General features: G+C 70.8%; 6 protein-coding genes. 3 read left to right on the top strand and 3 right to left on the bottom strand.

Annotated features, from left to right (window positions below):
• Positions 1-76: 76 nt before the first annotated feature.
• Both AC5LSR_RS21020 and AC5LSR_RS21015 read right to left on the bottom strand, forming a co-directional pair.
• Complete coding sequence (locus AC5LSR_RS21020) at positions 77-829, bottom strand: HD domain-containing protein (protein WP_250282148.1); 753 nt, start codon at positions 827-829, stop codon at positions 77-79.
• A 360-nt stretch (positions 830-1,189) separates the two neighbouring features.
• Positions 1,190-2,851, bottom strand: coding sequence for a hydantoinase B/oxoprolinase family protein (locus AC5LSR_RS21015; RefSeq protein ID WP_250282149.1), 1,662 nt, complete (start codon positions 2,849-2,851; stop codon positions 1,190-1,192).
• Positions 2,852-3,516: 665 nt separating this feature from the next.
• Between AC5LSR_RS21015 and AC5LSR_RS21010 the strand changes: the two genes are divergently transcribed.
• Positions 3,517-4,161 carry an adenylate kinase family protein gene (locus AC5LSR_RS21010; RefSeq protein WP_250282150.1) on the top strand — a complete coding sequence of 215 codons (645 nt, stop codon included), beginning with the start codon at positions 3,517-3,519 and terminating at the stop codon, positions 4,159-4,161.
• Between the two features lie 225 nt (positions 4,162-4,386).
• The gene (gene hisS, locus AC5LSR_RS21005; RefSeq protein ID WP_250282151.1) at positions 4,387-5,706 is read left to right on the top strand and encodes a histidine--tRNA ligase; all 1,320 of its coding nucleotides are present in this window, start codon (positions 4,387-4,389) and stop codon (positions 5,704-5,706) included.
• Positions 5,707-5,748: 42 nt separating this feature from the next.
• Here the strand turns inward: hisS and AC5LSR_RS21000 are convergent, their stop codons facing one another.
• The gene (locus AC5LSR_RS21000) at positions 5,749-8,070 is read right to left on the bottom strand and encodes an NACHT domain-containing protein (protein WP_250292655.1); all 2,322 of its coding nucleotides are present in this window, start codon (positions 8,068-8,070) and stop codon (positions 5,749-5,751) included.
• A 423-nt stretch (positions 8,071-8,493) separates the two neighbouring features.
• Here AC5LSR_RS21000 and AC5LSR_RS20995 point away from each other — a divergent pair.
• Positions 8,494-10,241, top strand: a 1,748-nt coding sequence (locus tag AC5LSR_RS20995) for a Cas10/Cmr2 second palm domain-containing protein (protein WP_493468878.1), incomplete at its 3' end; no start/stop codon positions are given.

The following is a 10,241-nucleotide window of genomic DNA, read 5'->3' as shown; positions in this document are numbered from 1 at the left end:
TACGGCTTCCGTATCGGTGGGTGGAAACGGTCGCTGCCGTGGCGGTTTCCACCCACCGGAGTGCTGTCGCAGGTGTTCAGGGCTGGCCGGCCAGCTCACGGCGCAGGCCTGCCAGCTCGCGGCGCAGGTTGGCGCGGGCCATCGGCTCCCAGTGGCGGGACGCCCACGGCGTGGCGTAGACGCGCTGTTCGAGCAGCGTGCGCAGCACGGCGGCCCGGCCGGAGGCCCAGCGCTCCGGGGAGACCCAGGCATACTCCCGCCGTACCCTGCGGGCGTAGACGTCGTACGCGGGCGCCGGCCGGGCCAGCACCCGCAGATCCGCGTCGTTGACCATGGCTTCGTCCGGGCCCGCGGACAGGTGGGCCGCGGTTGCCCGCACCAGCCGGTCGACGTCGGCGGCCACCGGCCGCGGGCAGCCCAGGGCGGTCAGCGTGGCGGCCGCCAGCTCGCCCGACCGGGCCTCGTTGTCACTCGTCCGCGTGTCGTAGACCGCGTCGTGGAAGAAGAGCGCGAGCCGGCAGGCGGGCAGCGCGGACGCCGGGTCGTCCGCTCCGCCCGGCCGGGCCCGTCCGCCGGCCCGTTCCCACCCGCCGGCCCGGTCACGGTCCTGCTCCCGGCCGCGCTCCCGGTCGGCCGTGACGAGCAGCCGCAGCGCGACCAACGTCTCACTCACGTGACGCAGCGTGTGGTAGAAACGGCCGGGCTCGCAGTAGCGGAGGACAAGATCCTCGAACGCGGACGCCCGTTCGGCGGCATCCGCCCGCGCACCCGCCGACAGCAGGGCGGCGTCGAACGACCGCGCCAGTGACGACAGCACCACCGTGTCCACCGGACCTCCTCCACCGCCATTGGGCGCGGCCCCGTTGCCTCGCAGCCGTGACTCACCAGCCGTGACTCACCGTGCCCATGAACGGACTTCGATTCGACCATGGGTACGTTCCGTGCATTTACACCCCAGAAGTAACCAAGTCAACCAACAAATGATTATAAAAATAACATTGGAACAACATCCTTATATCATCAAACCAAAAACGGATCATAGCGGCGCCGCGCGCACGACAATCACCTCGGCCAGAGATCGACGCCGATCCGACCACGGACGCGGCCGGGATCCGCATGCCGTCCGTATGCCGCGTCCGTACACATCCCGGCAGCGGCCCCGGCAGCGGCCGGCGGAAGCCCTCGGCTCTCAGCCGTCGGACGGGCCCCAGCCGCCGCCACCGGGAGTACGGATCGTGACGACCGACCCGGCCGCCAGCTCCAGGCCCGCCTTGGACGGCAGCCGCACGCCGTCCACCTCGTTGCGCCCCACCGCGCCTGGCCCGCCACCGGCGGCGCCCTGCGGGGCGTGCCGACGGCGGTCGGTGAGCAGCGACAGGGCCGCCTCCTGAAGCACCCGGATCGAGCGCACCAGCCCCGCGCCACCAGGATGCCGACCAGCCCCGGCGGTGGCCATGTCGAGCTCGTAGCGTTCGACCCGCATCGGGTACTCCAGCTCCAGGGCCTCGATCGGGGTGTTCAGGGTGTTGGTCATGCCCACGTGCACACCGGACGGCCCCGGCCCGCGCGCGGACGCGCCCTGGCCGCCGGCGAGCGTCTCGTAGTACGTCCACCCCCGCCCGCCGATGATCAGATTGTTCATCGTGCCCTGCCCCTGCGCGGGCAGGACCGGGCCGTCGCCGGGCTCACGCCGCCCGGCCCCATCGGCCGCGGGCCCACCGGCCGTACGAGCCGTGCCGGCCGTGCTGTCCGTACGAGCCGTGCCGGCCGTGCTGTCCGTACGAGCCTCACGGGCCGTGCCGGCCGCGACGGCCTGGGACAGGGCCGCCAGCACCGTGTCGGCGATCCGCTGGGACGTCTCGACGTTCCCGGCGACCACGGCGGACGGCCGGCGCGCGTCCACCAGGGATCCGGGCCGCGTCAGCACCTCCAGCGGGGCGTAGGTGCCGTCGTTCGCCGGGACGTCCTCGGGCAGCAGCACCCGCAGCGCGAAACAGCAGGCCGACCGGGTGACGGCCCGCGGGCAGTTCACGTTGCCGGGCACCGCCGGCGAGGTGCCCGCGAAGTCGACCGTCAGCGCGTCGCCGTCGATCGTCACCGCCACCCGGATCGGGATGTCGTCATCGGTCACGCCGTCGCCCTCGACCTCGCCGGCGGCGGTGTACCGGCCGTCCGGCAGCGCCGCGATCATCGCCCGGGAGCGCCGCTCGCCGTAGGCCAGCACCTCGGCGAACGCCGTCAGCACGACGTCCAGGCCCCGGCGTTCGATCAGCTCGGCCAGCCTGGTGCCGGCCAGCTGGTTCGCCGCGGCCTGGGCCCGCAGGTCGCCGCGGCGCAGCTCCGGCGTGCGCGAGTTCGCACAGATCAGCTCGAGGATGTCGGCACGCCACTCACCGTCGGCGACCAGCCGCACCGGCGGGATGATGAGCCCCTCGGCGTAGATCTCCCGCGAGTCGGCCGGCATCGACCCGGGGCGCATGCCGCCCATGTCCGAGTGGTGCGCCCGGGTCGCGGCAAAGGCGATGATCTCGCCGTTCGCCGCCAGCGGTGACACGAGCGTGACGTCGGGCAGGTGGTTCCCGCCGGCGAACGGGTCGTTGAGCACCCACACCTCGCCAGGCCTGGCACCGCGGGCGGCCACCGCCCGCACCGACTCGTACATGGCGCCGAGGTGCACGGGGACGTGCGCGGCCTGGGCGATCATCCGGCCGGCCCGGTCGAAGAGGGCGGCCGAGCAGTCGCGACGTTCCTTGATGTTGGACGAGTAGGCGCTGCGGACCAGCAGCGTCCCCATCTCCTCGGCGATCCCGGCGAGCCCGCTCACCAGCACCGACAGCGTCACCGGGTCCACCCGGCCATCTTCGCCCGCTATCCGGGCGCCTGTCACGGATCGGCCGGCCACGGCGGCCGGCCGGCCGGCCGGGACCAGCCCGCGCGACCGGATACGCGGTTCCCGCCACGGCCCGCCCACCGGTGCCGCCGACATCCGCAACATTCGCCAAATATTCGCTAAATACTCGCCAAAACATTGCCCTTCGCCCGTCCTGATGCCACCGGCGGCTTCGAAAAGGTCATTTTGTACTGTTTCACCGGCGAGTACGAAGATTTCCCGTGTGCGTACCTCCCGGGCCGGGCGGGCACTGGTACGGTCGGGCCTCGTCCCGGTCGGCGTGGGGCCGGCGGGCGGCGGCCGGGAACAGAACGGCCGGGCGCGGAACAGCCGGGCACAAACGACAGGGAACAGGAACGGCGCTTTGTCGAGCGGACCAGGACTCCGGACGGCGCGGCTTCCGGCGCGGCCGGCAGGCTCCCGCGCGTGTCCGGCCGGTCGGCGCCCGGGCCGTCCGTCCGATCACCACATCGCCACCGTCCTGGCAGGCCGGCGGGTACGGCGCGGCGCCAGCTCACGGACTGACGGGGCCGCGCGGCGCCGGCCCGCGGCCGGGCCGCGGGGAGAGCATGGCGAGTGGCGGGGAATTCCTGGGAACCGGAGACTTCTGGCAGCCGGAGGTGGGTATGCGCAAGTTCGTCATCATGGGCGTGCAGGGCAGCGGCAAGGGCACGCAGGCGAAAATGCTCGCCGACGACCTCGACCTCGTCCATATCAGCGTGGGTGACATTTTCCGCTGGAATGTACAGAGCCATACCAAACTGGGCGCCCAGGTCAGACGCGTCGTCGCCAGCGGCCATCTGGTCGGCGACGACCTCGTCGAGTCGGTGGTCCGGGACAGGCTCGCCAGCCACGACTGGAACTACGGCTTCGTCATCGACGGCTTCCCCCGCAACGCCCGGCAGGCCGAGTTCTTCCTGGAGAGCTACGACATCGACGGTGTGATCTACCTGGACCTGCCGGACGAGGAGGTCTACCGGCGGGTGCTGGCCAGACGCCTGTGCTCCCGGTGCGGGCTGGACTACAACCTCATCGCCAGCCGTCCCCGGGTGGCGGACACCTGCGACGTCTGCGGCGGCCAGCTGCTGACCCGTTCGGACGACAACCCCGAGGCGCTCGAGGTCCGGCTGCGTGAGTACCACGCCCGGACCAGGCCGGTGATGGAGATCTTCCAGCGCAAGGAGTACGTGGCGATCGTCGATGCCCGGCACCCGGCCGTCGACGTCCAGGCCGAGATCCGTGAGCACTTCGACCTGCCCAAGCTGTCGTAGCCCGGCGGCTACCGGCACGGAGCCGCCGCGGAGCCGTCGCGCGGTCGTCGTCGCGCGGTGCGCCACGACGTCCGTCCCCACGCCGTGGCGCAAGGGATACGGTACGGCCGGCGGGTCATGCTGGATTCAGGCGCGTCCTGACCGACCGGCCGGGACGCACACGCGATGCCTCACCGTATCCGGTGCACGACGTCAGGTAGTCCTCGAGAGGAGAGCGTTTCCGCTATGGGCAACGAGCAGCTCGTCCGGCCCGCGCCGGTCAGCGGATTCCCCGAGTGGCTGCCCGAGGTGCGGCTGGTCGAGCTGCGCTGGCTCGACGAGATCCGCCGGGCCTTCGAGCGCTACGGTTTCTGCTCGGTCGAGACCCCGTCCGTCGAAGCCCTCGACGTGCTGCTCGCGAAGGGGGAGACCTCCCAGGAGGTCTACACCCTGCGCCGGCTGCAGGCCGACGACGGCGACGACGGCGACGCCCGGCTCGGCCTGCACTTCGACCTCACCGTGCCGTTCGCCCGGTACGTCGCGCAGCACTTCAACGAGCTGGTCTTCCCGTTCAAGCGCTACCAGGTGCAGCGGGTCTGGCGCGGCGAGCGCCCGCAGGAAGGCCGCTACCGCGAGTTCACCCAGTGTGACATCGACGTCATCAACGTCGACCGCGTCCCGCTGTACTTCGACGCCGAGCTCCCCCGCATCGTCCACGAGATCCTCACCGGGCTCGGCATCCCCGCCTGGTCGGTCAACATCAACAACCGGAAGGTGCTGCAGGGCTTCTACACCGGGCTCGGCATCGGCGACCCGCTCGGCGTCATCCGGGTCGCGGACAAGCTGGACAAGATAGGCACCGCCGGCGTCGAGAAACTGCTCGCCAGCACCCTCGGGCTCACCCCCGAACAGATCACCGCCTGCCTGGACCTCGCCCACATCCGCGGCGGCGACACCGGCGTGGCCGACGACATCCGCCGCCTCGGCGTCACCTCCGACCTGCTGGACGAGGGCCTGGACGAGCTGTCGTTCGTCCTCGACGAGCTCTCCGACCTGCCCGCCGGCAGCATCGTGGCGGACCTGTCCATCGCCCGCGGCCTGGACTACTACACCGGCACCGTCTACGAGGGGAAGTTCGTCGACTGGCCGGACTACGGCAGCATCTGCTCGGGCGGCCGCTACGCCGACCTCGCCGGGTCGTTCATCCGCCGGCACCTGCCCGGCGTCGGGATCTCCATCGGGCTCACCCGGATCTTCGCCAAGCTCCTGGCGGAAGGACGCCTGGAAACCGCCGCGAGCTGCCCCAGCGACGTCCTGGTGGTGCTCCCCAGCGACGCCCGCCGGGCCGAGGCGAGGGCCACCGCCGCACACCTGCGCGCCCGCGGCTACAACGTCGAGACCTACCACGAGGCCGACAGGCTGGGAAAACAGATCCGTTACGCGTCACGCAAGGGCATCCCGTTCGTCTGGTTCCCACCCTTCGAGGACGGCAAGCCGCACGAGGTCAAGAACATGGCCAGCGGCGAACAGGTCACCGCCGACCCCCAGACCTGGCACCGCCCCTGACCCAGCACTGCCGCCTGACCTCTGACCCGGCGCAGCCCCTGTTCAGGCGGGCGCGGTGAACGCCCGAAGCTCGCCGCGCAGCCGGCTGAGCTCGTCGACGAGCACACCGTCCCAGGTGTCCGGCAGCCCCACGCCGTCGACCTTTACCTGCCTGCTGAGCCCTTCGCGCAGGCCACGCAAGCACTCCCGCAGCTTCTCCGCGGACGGGTGAGTGACAGCCCGGCCCGTCCGCGCGGCCTTTTCCTTCCCGTGCGAGGCCGGGCTGTCATTGCGATATCCAGCGATCCTGCCGGCTTCGGGAATACGGTTCTTGAGAGCGTTCCACCCGTTTTTGCCGTTCTTGCCCAGCGTTCCCTCGCACAGCACGGCCGCCCGCACGGCACAGCCCCAGGGATCGCTCTCCGCCAGCGTCTCCATCAGGCGGAGCCGGGCTCGCAACAGCAGGAAGGGCAGACGCTCCGGGCCCTCCGGCAGCCCGATGGATGCCAGCCACCGCGGGTCGAGCGTTGCGGACGGCCCGATGAAAGCCAGCCTTCGCGCTCTGTCGGCGAAGGGCCGCAGCCGCTGGGCGGAGCCCTGGCCGAGCAGCGCCACCGCGGCGCTGACGTCCAGGCACTCGAGCGCGGAAAGCGCGACCCGGGCCAGCTCGGCGTCACCGGCGACACGGTTGAGCACGGCCTCCCCGTCGATCTCGACGATCGACTCGTCCGAACCCGCACCGGAACGACGGATCTCCGCCAACCGGGTGGGGCAGGCGGCCGACAGGCCCCATTCGATACCCGCGAGCGTCAGCCCGAGCCCCTGTGGCTTCCGTCCGGAGCTCACGACGACCCAGACCTCCTTGACCGTGTCGAGATCGCCTTCCGCCTGGAGCGCGTCCCAGGTGTCCAAGCGGATGTCATCGAGATCGCCGAAATCGATCCCACTTTTCAGGAGGATGCGGCAATCGATGTTCTTCCCACGCGCCTTTGTCTCCCACAGCCGGCCGACGGGCTCGGTCTTTTCGGACACGAGAATCCGGATGACCGGCGTGACGTTCTTACAGGCGGCCTTCTGGATGAGCGCATCCAGGCGGGGTGTCGGCGGGTCGTCACCTTCGACCGAATCCATGCCCATCGCAAGAAGAATAAGGGCACGCCGATCATCGAGATAACGCCACCGCGGGTAACCGAGCTCCACGATCTCCTCGTCATACCTGGGCAGATAGCTCTGGGTCTCGAGAAACCGGTCGATGATCCCCAGATCCCGCGGATTGGTCCGGTTCACGTGCACCAGATCCTTGGCCGCCATTTCGGCGTCCCACACCCGCGGCTCGAGCAGCAGGTCGAGCGCGGATGTCGGCACTTCCCGCTTGGCGCGGGCGGCGCGCAGCTTCCTGATCTCATCTTTGGACAGCTTGCTCCGCGGTTCCTTCTTCTGCGCGGCGCGGATCTCCCGGTCGGGAAAGCGACGCCTGATCAGATCATCAAGATCGGCGTCGACGCCGGCCGCGCTGTCCCGGGCCGCGAGGTTACGGACGCGGGCTTCCAGCCACGCGCGGAAGAGCATGCCGTCGACCACCTCCCGCCGGTCGATCCGTTCCAGCAGGACCCGGGCCAGTTCCTCCTCGCCGGTATCGTCCCAGCCGGCGCCACCAACGCCCTCGGCCACCAGAATCTGACGGTTGAGGCGGCGCTTCCACAGCTCTTCATTGTCCTGATCATGACTGGCCATGGACGCATAGAACCGGTGCCGGACGAGCCAGCGGTCGTCGTTCTCGTTCGCGCTCGGTATTTTCTCGCTCGGCAGGATGCGGTGGCCACCACGCTCGGCCAGGAGCACCAGATGCGGCTCCACCTCGCTTTCGAGCGCCCCGATCACCAATCCCATCGCCGCGTTGGTGGCGCCGCCGCCGAAAGTGATGTCGACGTGCGGCGGCACACCGGCGTCATGAAGCTCTCGCAGCCGCCGGCGTATCACCGGCCGAGTCCCCGCGAGATATGGTCCGTGGGCTTCGAGAATTTCGACGGCCCCCGGTGGAAAACTGACGCCGTACAGGCTGTCGGATTCCAGCAGCTTCTTGATTGCTTCGCCGAGCGACAGTGTCTGGCCCGAATCAGCGGGCTGGCCGGCACGGGGCCTGGTAACAACGAGAACGACCCGGTCGTACTGTGGGGCGCCGGCCGCGAACACCGCGATCAGCGGTGTTTTTCGCGCCGGGTCGACGCTCGTCGTCAACAGGCGTCCGGCTTCGTCCGGGCCGGCCGCGACGAGCTCGGCGAGCCGTTCCCGGAACTGCTCTCCGGATGACGCGCCGAGGTCGGCGGCCCCGACGAGATGGACGAGGATACGGCAGGCGCTCATGGTCTGGCGGTCGGTGGCCATCGCGTCTCGCCCTTCACGGTTGTGGGTCGATCTGTCACCTTCCCCTGACGGACGAGGCGGCCTGTCGTCCTGTCCGTCCCCGCTGTCCGTAGCCGCCCCGTCGTCCGCGTCGCCTGTCGTCTACGTCGTCCGTCAGGTATGGACGGGGACCGCCGGTCCCGGTCCTGGCGCTTTCCGGGGGCGGGGCCGGCGGTTACGGGACCCGAGCGCCGTTTACCTGGAGCAAGCACGGTTACTTTGGAACGGCCAGACGCGGGCCTGCCGGTCTCGTCCGTCAGAGGTAGGTGGAGGCCGTCCCCGGAGGGGTTGAAACCCAGCCGCGGGCTTCGTCCGTCAGGGGTGAGTGGACGGGCAGCCGTCGTCCCGGCGCCGGGACGACACACCGGGCACGGCAACACGCGGAGCGCACGGAAGGACCAGCAGATGGGCGTCACCTGTCACGTCGTCCTCATCGAGACGTCGGGGAACCAGAGCTTCATCTTCGAGACCACGAAGCGGCGGGAGAACGTCGGCGCCTCCGAGCTCATCTACCGGCTCGAGCGCTGGACGCTTGACGCGCTGCGGGCCGAGTTCCCCGGCTTCGGGCGGGACTGGCAGATCTCCGCCGGCCGGGACGCACAGCTTCTGGTGGCCGCGGCCGGCAGCGCCAAGGTGGTCGTCCGCGACCCGGACAGGGGAAGAGCCCTGGTCAGCAGGGTGACGACACGGGCGCTGCGGGAGGCTCCCGGTCTGGACGTGTGTGGCGTGGTCGGCGAAGGGTTCGACTGGGACGGCGTCCACCGGGAGCCGGGCCAGCGGCCGGTCAGCCTGCTCGCCGGGCGCTGCCGCGAGGTCCACGAGGCACTGCCGCAGGTCCGGGCTGACCGGCCCGGCCCGGCAGGCCGCTTCCCCCGCATCCCGATCGTGGACGAGTGCGCGGCCAGCGGCCTGCCCGCCCACGACGTGATCAGGGAGGGTGAGGGCCCGCGGTCACGGCAGCCCCGGGCCCGCCCGTCCATAGCCAAGCGGGAAGCCAGGGACGCCGGATTCCGCCGGCTGGCGGGCGACGCCGGCATCCCGTCGAAGAAACTAGAGAAGATCGCCGATCATCTGGAGGGCGTGCCCGACTGGGTCGCCGTCATCCACGCGGACGGCAACAGCCTCGGCCAGCTGTTCACCGGCCTGGGCACCACGGGCGACGGCGACACGCCGACCAGCGACCGTTACGCCGACGCTCTCGGGCCGTTCTCGAAAGCCGTCGACGCGTGCACCCGCGAGGCGTTCCGCGAGGCGCTGGAACACTGCCGGCAGGTGCTCCCCCACGGCCATGCCGTCGACGGTGAGGTACCGGTGCTGCCGCTGGTGCTCGGCGGTGACGACCTCACGGTGGTCTGCACCGGTTCCGTCTCGCTGGCCTTCACCGAGGCGTATCTCGTCGCTTTCGAGAAAGCCACCCGCGAGAACCCGGTCATCCAGCCGCAGGCTCCGGACGGGCTCACCGCCTGCGCCGGGGTGGCCGTCGTCAAACCGCACTTCCCGTTCTCCGCCGCCTACGACCTCGCCGAGGAACTGACGAAGGAGGCGAAGAAGACGGTCAAGCTGTACTCGGTGGGCCAGGAGCCGCCCGCGGACAGCCCCGACAGCCCCGACAGCTCCGACAGCCCCGCGGAACCGGGCGCGTCACCGTCGGCGCCCGGGGAACCGCGGCAGCCCCGGATTCGGCCCCGGTTCCAGCCACGGGCGTCCGCGTTCTCCTTCCACGTCCTGTACGACAGCGGTGGCAGCGATCCGGCCCACCTGCGCGACCGGATGCAGGTCGCGCCTGGCGCGGCCGACATCGCGGCCGAACCCGACCCGTGCAGGCGGCGGAAACTGCGGGCCCTGCTGTACGCGCAGCCCTACGTGGTCACCCGCGACATGCGTGAGCCGTGGACGGTGGGGCGCCACTGGGACGACCTCGCCCGGCGCGTGGCCGCGCTCACCGCCGCCTTCGGCCCGGCCGAGGGAACCGACGGACTCGACGGCACGGCCGAAGTGGGTGACCGCAAGCTGCCGACCAGCCAGATGCACGACCTGCGGGAGGCGCTGTTCCTCGGGCAGGACGCCGCTGACGGCCGGTTCCGCCAGCTGCTGGCGCGCTACCGCGACCGGGGGCTCGATCTCTTCGCCGGCCCCGGCTCCCCCAACGGCCC

The sequence above is a fragment of the Protofrankia sp. CiP1_Cm_nod4 genome, assembly GCF_982290645.1.
The sequence above is the reverse complement of the archived record's forward strand: the minus strand, read 5'-3'. Positions and strand labels throughout refer to the sequence as shown.